Origin of the sequence: Metallosphaera yellowstonensis MK1 (assembly GCF_000243315.1) — an archaeon.
GTDB classification, from domain to species: Archaea; Thermoproteota; Thermoprotei_A; order Sulfolobales; family Sulfolobaceae; genus Metallosphaera; species Metallosphaera yellowstonensis.
Genome location: NZ_JH597770.1, coordinates 450,131 through 468,560, shown reverse-complemented (window position 1 = coordinate 468,560; position 18,430 = coordinate 450,131). Strand labels below are relative to the sequence as shown.

Below are 18,430 nucleotides of genomic sequence, written 5' to 3'. Positions count from 1 at the left end.
CGTTGAAATATGTAATAAAATTGACCTTCGAAGTAGAAGGGTCAGTGGACAAGCCAGATGTGATCGGAGCGATTTTTGGACAGACCGAGAATCTCTTCGGTCAAGAGTTTGACCTCAGAGAACTCCAGGATAAGGGAAGACTAGGAAGGATAGTAGTGGAAATGAAGACGAAGGGCGGAAAGTCAGAGGGATACATAGAGATACCTTCCAACCTTGACAAGGTAGAGACTGCCCTCATAGCCTCCATGGTAGAAAGCGTCGAAAAAGTAGGTCCATATAACGCTAAATTTGTACTAAAGGAGATAGAGGATGTAAGAGCAGAGAAACTAAAGAAGATAATAGAGAGGGCAAAGGAAATACTGGCCACTTGGACCAGAGAAAAGAACTTGGACATAAAGGAGGTAATGAATGAGATAAGCGGTGCAGTAAAGACTGGGGAGTTAATAGAGTTCGGACCTGATAGATTACCTGCTGGACCAGACGTTTACTCTGATCCCAACCTCATAATTGTTGAGGGAAGGGCTGATATAATTAATCTCCTGAGGTACGGTTATAGAAACACAGTTGCCGTTGAAGGCGCGAGCGGAAAGATTCAACAGTCTGTGGTGGACCTAGCCAAGACCAAAAAGACAGTTATCGCGTTCCTAGATGGAGATCATGGTGGGGATCTCATCCTCAAGGAATTACTGAACAGTAACGTGAAGATTGACTACGTAGCTAGAGCTCCTGTAGGGAGAGAAGTTGAGGAACTCACAGGAAAGGAAATAGCCAAGGCCCTTTCTAACATGATACCGCTGACTCAGTACCTGAAGAAGCAGCAGGAGGTCTTGGCGTCCCCACAACGTATGGAAGAAGCCCAGAGCCAGCAAGCAGTCCAGTTAGTTGAACAGCCCAAGAAAGAAATAGAGATTCAGATTCCGCAAGCGGCAATAGAAGAAATAAAGAAGCTTCCCGGTACTTTAGAAGGCATAATCTTCGATGAAAATTGGAGACCAGTGGAAAAAGTTCAAGTAAGAGATATAATTAGTAAATTAGAGAACATGTCCAACGGAAACGTATCCTTCATAGTGTTTGACGGCGTAATCACGCAGAGGTTGTTGGAGCTGGCTTCCTCTAAGAACGTTAAAATGATAGTAGGTGTGAGAATAGGGGGCATAAATAAGAAGCCTGAGAACGTTAAAATACTGACTCTCTCAGACGTTATCGGTCTCTGAAATAACTAAGGATGTCCATCCCACCGCCCTTTAGGTTGCTCTCCTTTATCCCGAATGGCTCTAGGATCCTGAGAACTGCTGGTACAATCTGCTTGTCCACATAATAATCTACGTCAATTCTGTTTTTATCTTTCACCATGAAGTAGGGCTCTACCCTATCTGAGACCTTTCCTACGCCCTTAACTACGACATATCCTATTTTTCCTCCCTTCATTATCACATACCCAGAACTCATGGCCTTCTTGGCAGCTATTACGTGAGGTGCGTCCACCTCGTACTCCTCTAGAGACTTCTCAAGAGACTTCCATATTACCAGCTCTTGTAAATTGAACTCCCTTCTCCTTATCCTCATTATTATTTCCTTTGCTTTCTTCACCGCTTCATCGACCCCCTTCAGAAGCGTCGTCTCGATCACCATCCGTTGTGCCTCCTTGGCCAGCTCGCACCAGTCCCCCCTTATGGCTTCGAACCCTACTATGTCGATCTTGTTTTCCTCAGTGAGCCCAGCGTATCTCTTTTTGTTTTCCGTGAAGAATATTCGCTTGTACTTCTTGTCTACCTTAATCTCAAGGTCCAATCTACTTGTTATTTCCTCCACCAATCTCCCTACTTTGGATAGGTCGCCCTTTACGAAGATAGAGTCCGTATCTCCATAAATGATTTCGAAACCCATACCTGAAGCCATTTCGATGGCCTTTCTTATGGTCTCTCTTCCCCATGCTGTAACTGCCTCAGCTCCTTCCTTACTGTACCATCTCGCGTTGAGCCATCCCATATAGCCATAGAAAGCGTTGGCCATAACCTTCAGTGCCTTCTGCCTCTCTTCCAATCTTCGCCTCTCGTATTCGTCAGTGACGTCCTTCAACTTCTCCTTAATGGCCTTCCTCTCCTCCAAGAGTACCTTCAATATCCTCCTGTAGAATCCATCGGGTGACTTTCTGAATTTATAACCAACCTCTGGTGCTGTCCAACAGTCTCTGCACTCCCCCCTAACTAATGTGTCGGGTCCAATGTTGTACTTGACCATTATGGAGGGATACATGGACGTAAAGTCTAGGACGACAACATTCTCATGAATCCCCGGTTTAGGTTCTATAACGAGACCTCCCTTGTAGCTCTCGTGAGGTCTCTCCAGTCTATTGGGTATCAACTCGTTGAATTTGTAGGCCTCCCTCATGAGCAACCACTCGACCCTATATCCGACACTGGCCATGGGGAGCTGATCCAATGGCAACCCTGAGATTATGGTCAATTGTTCCCCAAACGGAAGGAAGACGTCCTTCAGGAGATATGTAGACCTAGCATCATCTAGGTTGTACTTGAGAACAGTGTCCCTCTTTTTGGGATCTGCCCAATATTCGGGGATCTGGTACCATTCCAGGTTTACCCTGCTGGCCTTAGGGACTACTCCTAGGTAGTCAGCGATATTATCCAGGCTTTTTACCTTCACCTCTTCGACACCCTCAGCGAATCCCAAAAGATCAACGTTGAGTCTGCCCATGATGGAGAAATGACCGTAAGTACCTTGAGATGGTTCAGAGCCGACCTTTCTACCCACATCTACCTTAAGGTTCCTGGAGGAAGCCCTCTCGGTCAGGTACTGCCAATCGAATCCATTGGAATTGTACCCGAGAATGATATCGGGATCATAGTCGACCACGAACTTGACGAAGTCCCTGATCACTTCAATATCGTCACCCCTGAGGTTTATGAATTGTCGAGGACCTTCGGCAGTCCAAACCCCTATTACGATAATCGGGTCTCTCTTTGGATCAGGAAAACCGTATTTGTTATATACCTCTATATCGAAGGCCATCGTCCTCATAATTGGCGGGTTAGCCTCGTATATCTTCAGGATCTTCTTCAACTTGTAACACTTCTTAACCCTTAGCCCCCCCAGTTCATCCTCCTCTACTTCTGCCTTAAGCCAATGAAAGGGTTTAACACCACTATCTATGGAATATCTCATGTAGAATCTGATGTCTGCCTCAAGTACCTCCCTAATTCCCTTGAGTTTCGCAACTTGATCCCTGTATATCCTTACGTAAGCGGGTATGATGGTCTGAATCCTGAGCGTTTTGACTGGCTCTCCGTAATACTTCTTCTCTAGGAGCTTTACGTCCGTGATTGGGGATTGAGGCTTACTCAGTCCCTTTATCTCTGTTGCCAACGTTTCTGGATCAGTGTCAGTCTCAAGGAGCGCATAGAAGTAAGGTCTAAACTCCTTCTCTAGTATTACTACCCTTTCCCCCTCTCTGGATATTCCCCAAATATAGATCTCTGGGGATCGTTCCTCAACGTCGTAAGAGAAATCTAACACGAAAACGTCAACTTCCATAGCTCTAATATTCGTCTCATAATAATTATGCATTTTCTTCATGATTCTAAGACTCTTGTGCTTGGAAGAGGTTTAATCATAATTAAGGCGTGTCTATTTCTCCCATAGTAATTCCTTTTTAACCCTACAACAATATATCCATGCTTCCTGTAAAAAGATATTGCGTCTATATTTTTGTAATCCACTTCAAGGTAGGAGTATTTACTGCCTAGTATCTGAAATCTATTCTCCATTTCGTTTAGGAGCATCGATCCTATTCCTTTTCTCCTTGAGTCCACCTTCGTGGCGATTGAGATGACGTGGCCCCTATGCCTGTATTGAATGAGTCCAATGCAATAACCTTTGATCTGTCCATCCTCCCTTGCAACCAAATACAAGCCTTCGGCGATAAATAAGTACGCCCTGAGGAGTCCCTCTGGATAGGGGGTAGGGAAACTGGTCCTCTCTATCTCGTATATTTGAGGCAGATCGAACTCGTTCGCATCGGAAATAATTACCTCGCCCAATTCCAGTATATTGAGGCAATGAGAGTATTAGAGTATGACGAGAGGAGAAACTACCTAAGGCTCTATGTAGAGGATGAAGATGATCTATGGCTATTGCATACCATTTTAACGAAGGGGGACGTCGTGATAGCCAGGACTACGAGAGATGTGAGTATGGGGAATGAAAGTAGAAGGATTCCAATGACGATTCAGCTAAGGGTGGAGTTCACCGAGTTTCAATCCTATACCGGAAGATTGAGGATCCATGGAATTGTAGAGGATGCCCCCGAGAAATTTGGGATAAAGGGATCCCATCACACTATAAATCTAGATTTGGGAGAAGAAATAGTAATAGTCAAGCCTTGGACTAAGGCTCAGCTGGAGAGGATCGAAAGGGAGGCCCGAAAGAGGAGTAAGAACATGATAGTACTGGTCGATCAAGACGAGCTACTGATAGCCATACCCATGGAGCAGGGCATCAAAATTTTAGTAGAGAGAGCCCTACAGGGAATCAACGAACAGACGGAGTCTCTGGAAGATGTAGCTAAGGACGTTGCAGAGGAGATAACTCAGTTCGCTAATCAATATCAACCTGAGGCACTGATTTTGGCTGGTCCGGGGCCCTTCAAGGAAATAGTGAAGGATATGTTAAGGGTGAAGGCTAGAATATACGTGGACAGCGTATCCACGGCCTCCAGGGCCGGACTAGCAGAGATACTGAAGAGGGACATAATTGACCAGGTCATGAGGGACTACTCAATCTCTAAATCCACGAAACAGCTTGAGAGGGCCCTGGGACTCATGGCTAGGGATTCAGGACTGGTGGTCTATGGTTTGGAAGAGACGAGGGAAGCCTCGACTTACGGTGCTGTTGAAACCCTTCTGGTCTCTGAAGACCTTATAACCGATGACGAGAAGAGAAGCGTGATTGAGGAGGTCATGAACCTAGTGGAAAGCAAGGGAGGAAATGTTATGATAGTTCCTAAGGACTCCCCTGTATATCATCAACTTAAAGCTCTTTCTGGAATAATTGGAATTTTACGATTCAGATATAAATAGGTAAGAGATTTATTTTCCTCTTCTAAATACCAAAGTCTCCGATACTTTCTGACCGTAAGGCAGCTCTTCCACGAGCCAAACCTCGTCAGCTAGACCCTTCTTCATTAGCTCCTCGACTATTGACGGAGAGACGCTATACATCTCCTCTCTCTTTTCGCCATAATCAAGGAGATCTTCTTTGGTTCTAACTAGAGCCCTCACTACTGTCCCCTCCCCAGTATATTCCTCATACGGCTTTGCACTAGTCCTTACGGTCCTAAGAAACCTGGTCCTAGTCTCAACGACGTCCTTATAGACAGAACTGCAATAATGAAGGGATATCTCTGCTTCTGAGAACTCTTGAAGCACTCTCAAGGAGGTCTCGAAACTCCCCTTGGCCCCTGCTAACCCGTGAGATATATTGAAACCTAGAGGTGCTAAGTTCCCAGCGTTTCTCTCGGTTATCTCCAGTTCGTTAATGTTGACGAACTTGACACCTTTATTCTTCGCCCACTGAACTAATCCCCCTAACCACTCCTCCTTTCCTGGAATCGCTGGGACCTCCAAACCGACGTCCATGCTAGTCCTCAAGGCCCTCTCCACCGCCTCCAAGTAGCTCTCCTTGACTGGATGGAACCTTATCTCGTCAAGACCTGAGCGCTCTAACTCTCTGAGGGCATCTGAAGTAGCGTATCTGCCCGTGGTGTAAAGGTGGACGTGATAGCTCCTCCCAAACTCGGACTTGAGGATACCGATCAGTTCCACTACTCTATCTAAATGGAGGAGTGGATCTCCCCCGGTTATCCCAGCACCGACGGCCTTCATTCTGTACGATTCATAAACGTAATCCATGAGGTCCTTTACAGGGAACTCGTTCGCATACGCCCTATCCTTACCGAATCTACCCTCGCTCACGGGACAGTAAAAACACGAGTCTCCACACTCACCGGAGATGAATACTACCATTTTACCTCCTAGCCTACAAAGCTCACAGCCCTTCGGCAACTGTCGGTTGTAGAGCCCTACTTCAGGGTTTCCCTTTAGCAAGCATTTCAGCAATCACTTGTCTAGCCTCGGGGGTTTTAACTTCTGCTGAAAGCTCCTCTAACTCTCTTCTCCTGTCCTCCTCCCTAAGTACCTTGTTGGCTTGAAGCTTTAGTCCACCTTCATTTCCTCCCTCAGGGAAGTACCAATTCTTAAACCACGTAAATCCAGCTCTTAATAGAGATAAACCTAGGGGCGTGTCTACTGGACTAAATCCACTCTGTAACATGTTTAATGTATCCCGATCCCTCACATATGAAATAAAAAATCGGCCTTGATCTGGGAGGATATCGTAAAACACTCTGAAGAGCTTTACCTCCAGGCCTAACCCCCTGGGCCAAGGGTCGTAATCCAGCTCTATCCAAGGTGGATAATATCCCCTTCCCTGGAAATAGTGGCACTTTCCCACCAACTTGTTACCTAGGAGTAGATCTAAGACCAATAATTCAGTTATGTGGGTTCTACGCACGTTGGTTGAGATTAACCTCATTCCATCTATTTCTGCCTCAATCGCCAACAGATCTCCTGAAGAACTTGTTGTTCTTGCTCAAATCCCTTACTGCACCCTCAATGCTCTCATCCCTTGAGAGATCATACCTCAGGAAGACTCCAGTTCTACCCTTCTCCCTTCTCCTATTCAATAGTCTCTCCCGTAAGGTGAGGGAGGCAATGGATATCCCCAGGTACTTCACTGCTACGTCCTCATTTCCTAGGAGGGGTAACTGGACGTGTCCCTCAGGAATTGGGACTATTAGCTCCAGCTTCTTATTGACTCCAGGCACTCTTACTTTATCCTCTATGTCCTTCCTCGACACCATCCCCCCGAATCTGTAAAAATCCTCTTCGTGTCTCTTGAGCTTACTGAGGGGGAACGATATGACCTCTCTCTCCTCTGGGTCTAACGATAAATACGCCTTGGGAGTTGAGGTTGGAGTAGCCTGAACAATGAACTTGTGATTTACCTCCAGGAGGTCTAAGACAATAACGTTAGGATTCAATACGACTACGTCTATGTCGCTATCCCTGTTCACATCTCCTCTGGCCAGGGAGCCGTACACGAAGCCTGTCTGGGAAATCTCCTCCAATTTGCTCAGTATTCTCAGTGCTCTGGCTCTCATGAAACCTAGTAATTTCCACTGTACCTCGTTATACTCCACATACACAAGGTTTTTTAAAAAGGGCCGGAAATTAAAGCCAGTTGATGCCTACCACAATATATTTTCTAATTGGGCTACTGGTGTTCTGGGGGATAGTTTTACTGTTAAGGGAGAAACTAGTAGAGATGGGATTTACTGTGTATCCTTTCCTCCTCCTCTGGAGGAAAGGAACTAGGGCAGAGTGGTTTCCTAAACTAGCTCGATCTAGGGCCTTCAAAGTCTTTGAGGTGATATCCTTAGGAATATCGATTGGGGCAATGTTAGGAGGAATCTCACTCATTATATTGTCCTTGCTCGGCTCTTTAAATCCAGCAAAACCCTCTACGGTGAGACTGGAGCCCATAATACCAGGCGTGACGGTGGGACTAGATCAAGCTCCTTATATCTTGATCGCAATAGGCGTCTCCGTATTGATTCATGAACTGATGCATGCCATATCAGCCACGTCAAACCGAATATCAGTCAAAAGTGGAGGCATAATTCTCCTCGGGTTCTTCCCTGGAGCCTTCGTAGAACCTGAGGAAAGAGAGTTCTCCAACAGTAGTACACTATCCAAATTGAAGGTCGTATCTGTGGGAATAGCCATTAACCTAATCCTAGCTGGAGTCTTCTTTCCAATAGTTAGTTATGTTCCTCCCATGTTATCTCAAGGAGTCTTGGTGGAGGGAGTCCTTCCCCACAGTGCAGCCTACAACTCTTCCATGGAACCAGGATATGTAATCCAAGAGATTAATGGGATAAGAGTGACCACTCCAGACCAACTCCACAGAGTCCTGGAGAACTTCACAACCTATTTGATTGAAGTGAAGACACCATCTGGGAGCGAACTCTTCAACGTTACATCTCCTAACCATTTCCTTGGGGTTTATATCACCTATTATATTCCCTCCTACTACTTACCTCTGATCTCGACCGCCCTTTGGATGTTCATAGTGAACCTGAGCCTCGGTCTGCTCAACGGAGCACCCCTTATTATAACAGATGGTGGAAAAGTACTTAACGAGCTCATGAAGAAAATTCCACACGGCGAGAGGATATCCTTAATACTACAGGGAGCCTTAGTTTTACTCTTGGTGTTCTCAATATCCTTGTCCTTCACTCCTCAATGAGCTTGGAACTTACCATAGGGAACGGAATAACTTCCTTTATACTCGAGTTATTAGTGAACAGCATAACCAACCTGTCTATTCCTATTCCTAGTCCACCAGTTGGCGGCATGCCGTAACCCAAGGCCCTCACGAAGTCCCTATCGTAGGGGTGTGCCTCCTGATCTCCTCTCCTCATCATTTCCTGCTCTTCATTGAAGAGCTTATCCTGAAGTATCGGATCATTGAGTTCCGTATATGCGTTGGCAAACTCCATTCCAGCGATATAGAGTTCAAATCTCTCCACAAGTCCAGGCTTACTCCTGTGGGGTTTGCAGAGGGGGGTTGTCTCCTGCGGGTAGTCAGTGACAAAGGTGGGCTGAACGAGCTCCGGTGTGACCAACTTATCGAAGAGCTTCTCGATCATGAGTCCCCTAACGTACATGGATCCCCTGGGCACTAATCCGTGTGTCTTCATTAGAGACTTCAATTCCTCGTCGCTCATGCTCTCAACGTCTTTGCCCAAATGATCGGAGAGTAACTCGAACATGGACACCCTCCTGAACTTCCCTAGGTCTATTACGACTTCCCTGTCACCCAGGTGATACTTCAGCTCATGAGTTCCAAGAACCCTGTTTGCTAGATGGGAAAACAACCTCTCAGTTAGATCCATTATGTCAATGTAGTCCGCGTAAGCCCAATAGAGTTCCAGGAGGGTGAACTCTGGGTTATGGGTTACGTCAATATCTTCGTTCCTGAAGACCTTACCGATCTCGTAAACCTTGTTGAAACCCCCAACTATATATCTCTTGAGGTAGAGCTCTAGGGATATCCTGAGGTACCAATCCTCATCAAGGTAGTTAATATGAGACTTGAAGGGTTTAGCCAAGGCACCGCCGTATACCGGCTGTAATATTGGAGTCTCCACTTCCAGGAAGCCTTCAAGGTTCAGGAAGTTCCTTATCTCCCTGATTATGGTATACCTCCTCTCCATGGTTTGTCTCGCTCTGTCGTTGTAGAGGAAATCTACATATCTATGGGCATACCTAAACTCTGGGCTCATCTTTGACCAGTCTGGTGGTTCTACTAAAGACTTGGCCAACATCTGATAATCCCTGACTAGCAAAGTGAGCTCCCCCTTAGCTGTGAAAAAGAGGTCGCCCCCAACACCTATTATGTCTCCTCTGTCCACTTCCGCAAAGAACTGCTCATACCTATTCTGAAGCTCATTCACTCTCAGGTAAAGCTGTAGCTTCTCGCCCTCGTCGAAGATGTCCACGAACGAAGCTTTCCCGTGTCTCCTAAGGTTAGCTACCCTCCCTGCAGTCCTAACGTTAGTCAGAAAGGGATCCTTAGGCCTATCGTTCTTCTCTAAGCCGATCTTTCTTAACTGGACTATACTGTGAGTAATAACGTACTTCTGAGGGTAGGGATTTATTCCCTTATCCCTCAGGTACTCAATGATCTTGAGTCTCCTTTCGTCCCACTTCATAGGGTTTGAGAGACGATTCCAATTTTAAGCTTGAGGTATGACCTCAGATACCTGAAACCGTAAACTAAAATATACCATACGACAAGACTCAACTGGGCCGGGTAGGGTGGAGGTCTCGCCAGCCTCTCATCCCGTACGGCGTAAAGCGGGCACCAGTAACCCCCACATGGGCGTCGAGCCCGTGGTGGGGTCCGAACCGTACGATGATGGCCGCCCAGCAGGGCTGACGGATAGGGTCTCCACTCCTGGAGGGGAGAGGGGAACCCTATTAGCTGGGGGAATCGGTGAGGCCCGGAAGGGAGCAGCCGTGCCTGGACGTCAGAGCTTGCTGGTCACCGGTCGGAGGAAGATTCGGGCTCACCCCCACCACAGGCAGGCGAGCATGTGGGGGAGCCGGCCCTCCATTAGATGAACCTTTATCACTATAGTTAGAAAATGTCTAAATACTTCGTCATTCCTAAAACTACACATTAAATTGTAAGATCGACGATCCGCCAGTGTTATGGAACAATCTCCTCCGCCAGCCTGACTTAGACGTGAAAGTATATGCGGAATTAACGAAGCCTTTCTAGGACACTGGTCTCTCCTATAAGCGTCCATAATAATTAGGAAAAGAAAAACTCTACTCTAACTACACACACCAACCCACAGAAATAAGATATTTAATGGGCCCACGGGGATTCGAACCCCGGACCACTGGGTCTCTCCATTCCAGACACATATCATCCCCTTTCGGGTCTACAGACCCAATGCTGTCTGGAGCCCAGCACTCTAACCTGGCTGAGCTATGGGCCCATTATCGAGCACTATGTTAACATAGTCCTGAAGGAGTAATTAAGATTGACTAAAGGGCTTAAAATCACTAACATGATTGGGTTCCTTGTTTAGGAACCTCACTGGGCCATGAGTCAGCTTAAGAACATTATGTGTATTAATGATTTTCCCTCGCCTTAAAGAGCCCCCCAGGAAGATAAAAACAAGGGAACCTAGCGAACCTTAACTCCCGTTGCCACACTCCTCTCACAACATCCTTATCTTTCGTTAAAAGTATTTTCAAGGCAATTGTTAGGTATACCCATAACGTTAGACAGAAAGAACATGAACCCATAGTGCGACCGCCGGGATTTGAACCCGGGACCTCCTGCGTGGCAGGCAGGCGTCCTAATCCAGGCTAGACTACGGCCGCACGGAACATTATTTTCATGATTTTAAAAAACCTATCGGTCTCATTCAGCCTCTCTAATGACGGCACTCAGGGTTTCGCGGATCTTTTTAAGTTCGTCCTTAAGTTTGTTATTCTCTTTCTCAAGTTGCTCGACCCTCTTCTTCAGGTCACCCTCGGCAAGCCCCTTACATTCCTCCTCAGTATAGTATCTGGTCACCCTGATGTTAGAGAACACCAGCCTCTTCTCCGCTTCCTTGTAGGTAGCGTCAACCACAATCCTCACTACGTCAAGCTTACCTACCTTCATCTTGTTAACTAGGATGTCATAGAGTTGTTTGTTCAGTTCCGCTACGTCCCTGACTATCACTTCCCTAGGAACTAACCTCCCCAACGCCACTAGGGCAATCCTTCTCATCTTATCTGCATACCTTGCTGCTATTATTAGTCCAGTGCTTAGTTCCACCTTGTTCTCTCCTAGAAACGATGCCCTAGAGGTGGTGTGTTCATACTCTTCAACTCTTTCCAGGTCCCTCCCGATCTCTTCGGTCATATGTAAATATTTGATTTCATGTTTTTAAACCTTAACTTACAATTATATACATCATATTAAATAAAAATAGTCCATTTTACAATTCAGTAGGCAAAAGACAGCGGTTGACGTTACTTGCAACGTCAGGGCCCCACCTCTGGCAGAGATCTGCGATCGTTGCGGATTTGATCGGCATCTAACGAGTACAATCGACTGTTGATCTGGGCAGAGGTTTGGTGAGGCCGTATTCCTTAACCGCTAAGTGGGATCTAGAATTCTTGAGGAAAGTGGTATTTTTGAACTATACCGTCTTCCTAATCTTATAGAGCTTAACTCGATGAACGTTTTAAACGTATGGTACTTCTCTTATCTAGTGATGACAAGGTAGGTACGGAGTAGTGAAGAAGGTCTTGAGTCCTGATCACTCATAAAAGCCGAAGAGCCCCGTCGCCTTCATGAAGATCACTGAGTCCAACCTTTCAATTAGAGGTTTATTTGACTTCCTGACGCGATATAAGTGTTGAACTCTGTCTCCTCCTATCGGTGTTAGGAGTATTCCCTCTTCACTAAGTTGCTCGTAAAGGGCACAAGGAACGGTAGGCATAGAGGCCCACGCTATTATCTTCGTATATGGAGATTTTTCCTTATAGCCTATGGTTCCGTCGCCCACTATGGGATTTACGTTATATTTCGTGAGTCTATTTCTTGCAAACTCTGCAAGCCACGGGTCTATTTCCACAGTATATACATTCTCACCACCTACGATCTCGGCCATTATCGCAGTGTAATATCCACATCCGGTACCTACCTCGAGCACCTTGTCGCCCTTCTTAAGGTCTAGATAATCCAACATTTTCAGACCCAACGTGAGTGCTGTCGTGTTCACCTTATCGGTGATGGCTATAGGCCTATCTAGATACTCTGGGTCATAGGCGAATTTCTTTGAACCCTCCGGGAGGAAGTCCTCACGGTTTACGTTTAAGTAAGCCCTCCTGAGCTCTTCACTGGATATTAGTGATAGGATCAGACCGTCCGCCCTCCTCACTGGAGTCCCCTCCTGAGTTCGTCAAGGTTATTAGGGGCAGAGAAGAACACTGGAACGTCGTGTGGAAGGGATGCCTTAAAACTTACGAGGAGCCACTGGCCCACTTCTAAGTCGAGCGTCCTATCCAATAAGGCGTCGCTCACTCCAAATGTCTCCGAAACCAATTGACGATCGTAAGGTCTGGGGAGTGTGCTGATGAAGTAGGTGTGAAGTTGCTGAAGGACGTTAGTATTAAGGTAGGCTAGCCTCTGTGTACTTATGAGAGTATGAAGATGATACTTTCTTCCGTGTCTCAAAAGCTTCTCCACAGCACTGCTGGAGAGTTCGCTCTTGTCTCTCTGCCTTGTATCGAAGGGAATGAACTCTTGGGCTTCGTCAAGAACGAAGAGTATGGGGAGATTACTGAAGGCCCTCTTCCTCCTAGACATAACGTGTTCTATTAGCGATGCCAACAACTCTCTGGCCTCGTCTAAATTGGGTAGCTCCAGGATGAAGAGCCTAGAAGAGGCAGGGTCTCTGTCTAAGATGTCTATTGCTAATTTCTCTACGTCATATTCATTGCTCTCAGGGGACTCGGTTGAGATATAGCTCTTCACAGAGGAGATGAAAGTGAAAATTGATGAGTTCTCTCTAAGTCCTGCCTCCCTGGCTCTCTCTGACGCCTCCTCAAGGAGGGGTATTACGGTGTCGTCTAAGACCGATTCTTTACTTATCTTGTTTTCCCTCATGAACTGATCCAGCCTCTTTAAAAGGAGACTGAAGAGTGGCTTCTGGGCAAACGCTGTGTATTTATCATCGATCTGCGATTTGACTAACTCTACCAGGTCACCGTAAGTTAGCTCCACCGAACCCTCGGGAGGCATATACAGATACCTGGCTTTCTGACCTCTGAATATACTCTCAGCGGCATCACCTATCTTCTCCCTAATGTCATCGAGTTCTTCTGGCACCACGTGACTTCTCAAGAATTTCCTTCTAGCGTCTGAGGGGTTCTGTGGATACCTCTCCGTGGAGATGAGGAGGGAATTATGCTCAAGGATCTGATCAATCAACAGGACCGCGTACTCCATGGATATATCAGCTATAATCACCTTAGCGTCAGTGTAACGTAAAACCCTCCTTATGAGACTCGCCGTTAGGTTAGATTTTCCAGATCCAGTAAAGGCGAAGATACCCATATGGTACACTAAGGCCTTGTTCAGGTTTATGGTGAGTGGAATATCCTGACCTAAAACCTTCCCTATCTCCACTCCACCCTCATAGCACACGAACTTCCTGAAAGCCTCCTTGCTCAGGATCCTGACGGAGGTGCCGGGTAACGGAGGTACGTAGCCCTTTTTGAAACCGGAGGATGTCATGAGGTAACCAATGGGATACGCAAAGACGTCCACCCACATCTCCTTACTCTCTCCAGCCTTCCAACTGGACTCAACTCCTTCCATTACCTGGTCCCTTATCTCCTTGGGTATAGTTCCGTCCAAGTTAAGCATGCCGTAATGGACTGGGATGAAATCTGCGACCTCCAGTATCAAACTAGTTCCCTCCTCCATGGTATCTACTGCAAGTAGGGTACCTATGTTGAGCTTAAGATCCCTAGAGTAGGGTATCTCTATGACGAAATTTCTGAACGATACAGAACTCCTTCCGTCAGCAGTAGGTCTGGTGACAACTCTCACTTCTCTAAGTCTACCACTTACACTCTCGAATTCCATACTCTCCTTCTCCCGATCTCCACAATTCTCCTAAAGTCCCTATATTTAAGGAACTTCTTGGATGAAAGGAAATCCAGTCCTCTCCTGGCCCTGTCCCTATAGAATTTGGCCATCTTGTCGGCCAAGAAGAGTGGATAGTTGTAATTGATGGCCTCAGGTATAGGTTCTCTGGCCATACGATAAAGGAGTGCCAACAGCTGCCTCTGTTCGTAGTTCAGGTCAGTCTCTATTCTGAAGACCCATCCTCCATCAGAGAACCTCACAAACCCTGTCCTGAGACCGTTTCCGCTGAGAACTATCCAAGGAGCTCCACTCTCATCGAGTATCGATCTTTCCCTCTGATCGAAGTCCTTCACTATACCTATGATGTTACGCGGGATTTCTATACCTAGCTCTCTATCCATGGAGATCTTTCTGTCCATTAGGATTATTACGTCCTCCATTTCCGATCTTAAATTTCTAGCCTCTTCATACTCTATTTGCCTCATGGCCTCCTCACCTGGGCCTTGTACTATGAACTCCTTAACGTGTCCACCTTGATATATTAGGGAACTGGTGAGCCTAAATATCACGGCACTCACATTAACATAGCTGTAGTTTCCGTCTTCTGTGATGAATTCGTGAAGACTTCCGTCAACTGCAGCTACCCTTATGTCAAAAACGTAATTATCCTCTGGATACAATCTCACTACCGTGCTGGATACCCCCCTATCGCTAATAACCGACATTATGCTACCAAACGTAAGGGGTTTGGTGGCTAAAAGGCTTAGGGCTTCAGGGATGAGCCAGAGCAGGATAGCGTCACTCATAGGAGTTACGCAACCGGCAGTGAAGCAATATTTAGACGGTGATGAACAGGAATACAAGGAAAACCTGGTAAAATTAGGTCTATCTGTCTCTGAAATAGAGTTCTTGATATCATCGATCTCTAGTCTCCTATCGATGGGAAGGGGGGAAGAGACTTCTGCTTACATTACTGTATTTGGTTTATCCAATCTCAGTAGACTGAGATTCTGTGAATTCCACAGGAGATTCAACCCCTCCATCTCCCCGGACTGTAGAATATGCCAGGGGTTCTACAGGGAAAACGAAGAGAATGAACTGGAACTCGCAGTTTCGATGATAAGGAACCCAGAGGTAGCTAAGCTGGTACCTGAAGTCCTGAGTAATCTGGCCTTCTCCAAAAGGAATCCTCAGAGTGTATCGGATGTAATAGCTGTAGCTGGGAGGATAGCTGTCATAGGGGGAATCCCCACCCCCGCTTCCAGGCCAACGTGGGGAGGAAGTAGACATTTAGCTACGATACTCCTCAGGGCACTCAAAGTCTGCGGGAAATGGAGGGCAGTCATGAACATAAAATTCGACGATAGAGTAGAACAGGCTCTGAAAACCGCGGGTTTGGTCTACTCTAAGGTTGGACCATCTCAAGATAAGGACGATGAGAGGATAGCCCAAATGGTGGCCTCGTCCTTAGGCGATTGTCCAGACGTGGTAGTCCACCTGGGCGGGAACGGCATAGAGCCTAACGCTTACGTCTTTGGTGAGAACCCACTTGAGGTAGCTACTAAAGTCATGAAGATAGCTAAGAATTATCAGCCCTCAAATGGGGCCACCAATTATACTGCTTAAGTACAGACATGATTGCAGGAACCAGGATGGGTCTAACTATGAAAGTGTCGAACAGGATGGAGAAGGCTACAGCTACTCCTATCTCCCTTAGAAACTTCATGTCGGTAAAGGCCAACGAAATGAAAGCACCAGAAAGTATCAGCCCAGCTGCGGTGACTACGAGACCGGTCTTCTCCACACCTTTCATTATTCTCTCCTCTTCCGTCCCTATCTCCTCCTTTATCCTTAAAATGATAAACATATCATAATCTATTCCTAGGCTGAAGAGTAGAGCAAATACTATCAATGGAGAAAGCCAATAAACAGAACCGAATACCGCAAACATGAACGCGACTCCCACTAAGGAGCTGATGGCTAGGGTCACAACTAGCCTGATGGGGACTACGAGAGATCCGAGAATCCAAGTGAGGTAGAAGAGGATGAGAAGAACAGTTAAGGGGAGAACGAAATGGTAGTACTCGAAGACGGTGCTATCCACGATGTCTATCCTCTCAGCGTTACTCCCTCCCACCAGAACAGGATACTTCATGAGGCCTTCTGTTATGGCTATGGCACCGTGACTGAACACGGGATAGGGTATGAGAACTTCAGTCAAGGTGTAATTGTGACTATAAAACTGGTTAGTGATCGCAGTCGGTCTATCGAAAACCACTCTACCCAAAGAAGTAGGGCCGTAGACTATGGCTCCATGCTTTATGGTGAAGTTAGTTATGTTGAGAAGGAGATTATATGACGAGTTGGGATTTCCCTTGATGACCAAATAGTCTAAGCTGTAGTTGAACAAGTTAGACAACGCATCTAGACCCCTGACGGAAGTAGATTGGGCCGGAACTATTTCGTCGACGTTGACGTTTGTTGGGTGAGTCGCGAACACGTAGAGGGATACAAGCGCTAAAATAACCGTGAAAAATATAACGAGATACTTTCTCCTCAGGGCAAGAAGTACTGACCTCCTGAGGTAGTTGCTCCTGGGATCCTCGGTGTTGGGAACATCCCTCTTAGGAAAGGCCAATAAAGAGGGTGGAACTGACCTCAGAGCTGTGTACATGAAGCCTATCACAGGGAAGAGAGATGAGAGGGAACTTACCAAGAGGGCTATGCCTATGTTCCTCAGTAGAGGGGACGGAGAGATCACAAACGAGGAGAACCCTATGGCTATGGAGAGGCCACTAAAGAGGGCCCCTCGACCAGCAGTCCTAAAGGCTAACTTTAAGGGTTCTCTTGACCCTTTTCTCAACTCCTCGAAGTACCTGTAGAGAAACAAGAGAGAGTAGTCCACAGTAATGCCAAAGACGATGGGCGGAATCACGAGTCCAGATATGTAATATATTTGATAACCTGAGAACGTGAGCAACTCAAGTAAAGTGTACGATATTTCTACCCCCAATAGGGCACCAGTAACTAGAAGAATGATCGGTAACAGTGCCCTCACTAAGACGACCAGGAGGACACCAACAAGAATGATGGTGACCAGGTCTATGAGCCTCAGATTCTGCTCTGTGTAAAATGCGGACTGAGCGTAAATGGGAAGGTGACCTGTGACCTCAGCGTTAACGTTTTCAATGAAACGATTTATCGAGTTGAGACTCTCGTTTTTAGGCACCTTAACGATGAAGAGCCAAGTGTAATTCCTATGAAATTGTGATAGATTGAAAGGAGGTGGCGGTATCTCCTTCTCTACAACATCAACGGCATAGGAGTGAGGGTCGACCAACGCCTCCTGACTTACGTTATGTTTGGTAAGGAGATAAATGAGGAGTGGGTACTCATTGAAATTCTCGAGGAAGGACTTAGCTAAGGTGCGATTAGTGAAATTATTGAAAGAGAAGAAGACTAGAAAAGGGTTCTTAAAAGTCAGGTACCCTGCTACCCTCGATGCGTTCAGCTCGGAGTAGTTCTGAAGTGCTAGAAAGTAGTAGGTTTTAAACTCTTCCAATAGCCGTGGGGACGCGTTCACGTGAAGTCCTAGAGGAACTCCGTAGGTTACATTTAGTTGAAATAGAAATAAAGAGAAGTTGTCCAAGAGGGCGTCCCTCAACCGAGTGAGGTTTAGGTAGAGCTCGTGAAGAGGCATCAGTTTAGACTGAATGGAGCCTACTAGTGGTTCTACTTCATTGAGATACTGTGAGTTATAATCGTTTAGGATCTGATACGGAGTGAGTATCTTGGCTCCCTGTAGATACTTGAGGGAATAGTTCAGTTCAGCCAGAGAGCCGTTGTAGGATCCGTTAGAAAGGACGTATATATAGCTGTATTGACTCTGATCGTCATGAAAATACTCAACTACTACATCACTTACCTTGACGCTTTGGTAGGTAGATGAGAGGAAGGGCGAATCGGAGTAAACGAAGTAGTTCTGAATCTGTAACACTAGCGGTGCCAACACTACAATCAAAACGAACCAGGCGGCCAGGATCCATCTCATTGAAACCAGTAACTCACCCTTGCATAAAATGGTTAAGGAAATACCGGTTTAACATGTGTAACCCATTTATTA

The 18,430-nt window shown here is 46.3% G+C and carries 15 protein-coding genes, 2 tRNA genes and 1 other RNA gene; 5 read left to right on the top strand and 13 right to left on the bottom strand.

Features of this window, described 5'->3' with window-relative positions; translation table 11 throughout:
- Positions 1-2 precede the first annotated feature (2 nt).
- Positions 3-1,214, top strand: coding sequence for a DNA primase DnaG (gene dnaG / locus METMK1DRAFT_RS13340; RefSeq protein WP_048088123.1), 1,212 nt, complete (start codon positions 3-5; stop codon positions 1,212-1,214).
- Here dnaG and METMK1DRAFT_RS13335 read toward each other — a convergent pair.
- Both METMK1DRAFT_RS13335 and rimI read right to left on the bottom strand, forming a co-directional pair.
- Complete coding sequence (locus METMK1DRAFT_RS13335; protein ID WP_048088122.1) at positions 1,201-3,552, bottom strand: DNA-directed DNA polymerase; 2,352 nt, start codon at positions 3,550-3,552, stop codon at positions 1,201-1,203. The genes dnaG and METMK1DRAFT_RS13335 overlap by 14 nt on opposite strands.
- Positions 3,553-3,590: 38 nt before the next feature.
- Positions 3,591-4,058, bottom strand: coding sequence for a ribosomal protein S18-alanine N-acetyltransferase (gene rimI, locus METMK1DRAFT_RS13330; protein WP_009075071.1), 468 nt, complete (start codon positions 4,056-4,058; stop codon positions 3,591-3,593).
- 18 nt (positions 4,059-4,076) lie between these two features.
- Between rimI and METMK1DRAFT_RS13325 the strand changes: the two genes are divergently transcribed.
- On the top strand, positions 4,077-5,096 hold the full coding sequence (locus METMK1DRAFT_RS13325; protein ID WP_009075069.1) for an mRNA surveillance protein pelota: 1,020 nt from the start codon (positions 4,077-4,079) through the stop codon (positions 5,094-5,096).
- Positions 5,097-5,105: 9 nt separating this feature from the next.
- Here the strand turns inward: METMK1DRAFT_RS13325 and METMK1DRAFT_RS13320 are convergent, their stop codons facing one another.
- From METMK1DRAFT_RS13320 to METMK1DRAFT_RS13310, 3 genes are all read right to left on the bottom strand, one after another.
- A complete protein-coding gene (locus METMK1DRAFT_RS13320) occupies positions 5,106-6,041 on the bottom strand; it encodes a radical SAM protein (protein WP_009075065.1) in 936 nt (311 codons plus the stop codon).
- A gap of 61 nt (positions 6,042-6,102) precedes the next feature.
- Positions 6,103-6,609 (bottom strand): DUF1122 family protein, encoded by a 507-nt coding sequence (locus tag METMK1DRAFT_RS13315; RefSeq protein WP_048088121.1) that lies wholly within the window; start codon positions 6,607-6,609, stop codon positions 6,103-6,105.
- A 16-nt stretch (positions 6,610-6,625) separates the two neighbouring features.
- Complete coding sequence (locus METMK1DRAFT_RS13310) at positions 6,626-7,237, bottom strand: nucleotidyltransferase domain-containing protein (RefSeq protein ID WP_155812461.1); 612 nt, start codon at positions 7,235-7,237, stop codon at positions 6,626-6,628.
- Positions 7,238-7,320: 83 nt separating this feature from the next.
- On the opposite strand from METMK1DRAFT_RS13310, the gene METMK1DRAFT_RS13305 reads away from it, so the two are divergent.
- A complete protein-coding gene (locus tag METMK1DRAFT_RS13305) occupies positions 7,321-8,385 on the top strand; it encodes a site-2 protease family protein (RefSeq protein WP_009075060.1) in 1,065 nt (354 codons plus the stop codon).
- Here the strand turns inward: METMK1DRAFT_RS13305 and lysS are convergent.
- Entirely contained in the window at positions 8,372-9,853 is a 1,482-nt protein-coding gene (gene lysS / locus METMK1DRAFT_RS13300) for a lysine--tRNA ligase (RefSeq protein ID WP_009075057.1), read from the bottom strand. The two genes, METMK1DRAFT_RS13305 and lysS, sit on opposite strands and share 14 nt — an antisense overlap.
- Before the next feature lie 94 nt (positions 9,854-9,947).
- Between lysS and ffs the strand changes: the two genes are divergently transcribed.
- An RNA gene (gene ffs, locus METMK1DRAFT_RS16795) (signal recognition particle sRNA) lies at positions 9,948-10,253 on the top strand.
- 266 nt (positions 10,254-10,519) lie between these two features.
- Here the strand turns inward: ffs and METMK1DRAFT_RS13295 are convergent.
- The 6 genes from METMK1DRAFT_RS13295 to METMK1DRAFT_RS13270 form a co-directional block, all read right to left on the bottom strand.
- Positions 10,520-10,648: transfer RNA gene (locus METMK1DRAFT_RS13295), tRNA-Trp, on the bottom strand.
- 315 nt (positions 10,649-10,963) lie between these two features.
- Positions 10,964-11,039, bottom strand: a tRNA-Gly gene (locus METMK1DRAFT_RS13290).
- 40 nt (positions 11,040-11,079) lie between these two features.
- Positions 11,080-11,568 carry a DUF2258 domain-containing protein gene (locus METMK1DRAFT_RS13285; protein ID WP_009075055.1) on the bottom strand — a complete coding sequence of 163 codons (489 nt, stop codon included), beginning with the start codon at positions 11,566-11,568 and terminating at the stop codon, positions 11,080-11,082.
- A 400-nt stretch (positions 11,569-11,968) separates the two neighbouring features.
- The gene (locus METMK1DRAFT_RS13280; protein WP_009075053.1) at positions 11,969-12,592 is read right to left on the bottom strand and encodes a protein-L-isoaspartate O-methyltransferase family protein; all 624 of its coding nucleotides are present in this window, start codon (positions 12,590-12,592) and stop codon (positions 11,969-11,971) included.
- Positions 12,589-14,304 (bottom strand): ATP-binding protein, encoded by a 1,716-nt coding sequence (locus METMK1DRAFT_RS13275; protein WP_009075051.1) that lies wholly within the window; start codon positions 14,302-14,304, stop codon positions 12,589-12,591. The genes METMK1DRAFT_RS13280 and METMK1DRAFT_RS13275 overlap by 4 nt, the downstream gene beginning before the upstream one ends.
- Entirely contained in the window at positions 14,286-15,032 is a 747-nt protein-coding gene (locus tag METMK1DRAFT_RS13270) for a DNA double-strand break repair nuclease NurA (protein WP_009075049.1), read from the bottom strand. The genes METMK1DRAFT_RS13275 and METMK1DRAFT_RS13270 overlap by 19 nt, the downstream gene beginning before the upstream one ends.
- A gap of 1 nt (position 15,033) precedes the next feature.
- Here METMK1DRAFT_RS13270 and METMK1DRAFT_RS13265 point away from each other — a divergent pair, with 1 nt between their 5' ends.
- Positions 15,034-15,933, top strand: a complete 900-nt coding sequence (locus METMK1DRAFT_RS13265) for a thiamine-phosphate synthase family protein (protein ID WP_009075047.1) — start codon at positions 15,034-15,036, stop codon at positions 15,931-15,933.
- Here METMK1DRAFT_RS13265 and METMK1DRAFT_RS13260 read toward each other — a convergent pair.
- Positions 15,887-18,358: an MMPL family transporter gene (locus METMK1DRAFT_RS13260; RefSeq protein ID WP_009075045.1), complete on the bottom strand. Its 2,472-nt coding sequence runs from the start codon at positions 18,356-18,358 to the stop codon at positions 15,887-15,889. The two genes, METMK1DRAFT_RS13265 and METMK1DRAFT_RS13260, sit on opposite strands and share 47 nt — an antisense overlap.
- Between the last annotated feature and the right edge of the window lie 72 nt (positions 18,359-18,430).

Excerpts from the sequence above, each read along its gene's own strand:
- lysS (WP_009075057.1), bottom strand. The coding sequence starts at position 9,853 with ATGAAGTGGGACGAAAGGAGACTCAAGATCATTGAGTACCTGAGGGAT.
- METMK1DRAFT_RS13335 (WP_048088122.1), bottom strand. The coding sequence starts at position 3,552 with ATGGAAGTTGACGTTTTCGTGTTAGATTTCTCTTACGACGTTGAGGAA.
- METMK1DRAFT_RS13265 (WP_009075047.1), top strand. The coding sequence starts at position 15,034 with ATGCTACCAAACGTAAGGGGTTTGGTGGCTAAAAGGCTTAGGGCTTCA.
- METMK1DRAFT_RS13315 (WP_048088121.1), bottom strand. The coding sequence starts at position 6,609 with ATGAGGTTAATCTCAACCAACGTGCGTAGAACCCACATAACTGAATTA.
- METMK1DRAFT_RS13320 (WP_009075065.1), bottom strand. The coding sequence starts at position 6,041 with ATGGTAGTATTCATCTCCGGTGAGTGTGGAGACTCGTGTTTTTACTGT.
- METMK1DRAFT_RS13260 (WP_009075045.1), bottom strand. The coding sequence starts at position 18,358 with ATGAGATGGATCCTGGCCGCCTGGTTCGTTTTGATTGTAGTGTTGGCA.
- METMK1DRAFT_RS13305 (WP_009075060.1), top strand. The coding sequence starts at position 7,321 with ATGCCTACCACAATATATTTTCTAATTGGGCTACTGGTGTTCTGGGGG.
- METMK1DRAFT_RS13325 (WP_009075069.1), top strand. The coding sequence starts at position 4,077 with ATGAGAGTATTAGAGTATGACGAGAGGAGAAACTACCTAAGGCTCTAT.
- METMK1DRAFT_RS13270 (WP_009075049.1), bottom strand. The coding sequence starts at position 15,032 with ATGTCGGTTATTAGCGATAGGGGGGTATCCAGCACGGTAGTGAGATTG.
- METMK1DRAFT_RS13285 (WP_009075055.1), bottom strand. The coding sequence starts at position 11,568 with ATGACCGAAGAGATCGGGAGGGACCTGGAAAGAGTTGAAGAGTATGAA.
- METMK1DRAFT_RS13310 (WP_155812461.1), bottom strand. The coding sequence starts at position 7,237 with ATGAGAGCCAGAGCACTGAGAATACTGAGCAAATTGGAGGAGATTTCC.
- METMK1DRAFT_RS13275 (WP_009075051.1), bottom strand. The coding sequence starts at position 14,304 with ATGGAATTCGAGAGTGTAAGTGGTAGACTTAGAGAAGTGAGAGTTGTC.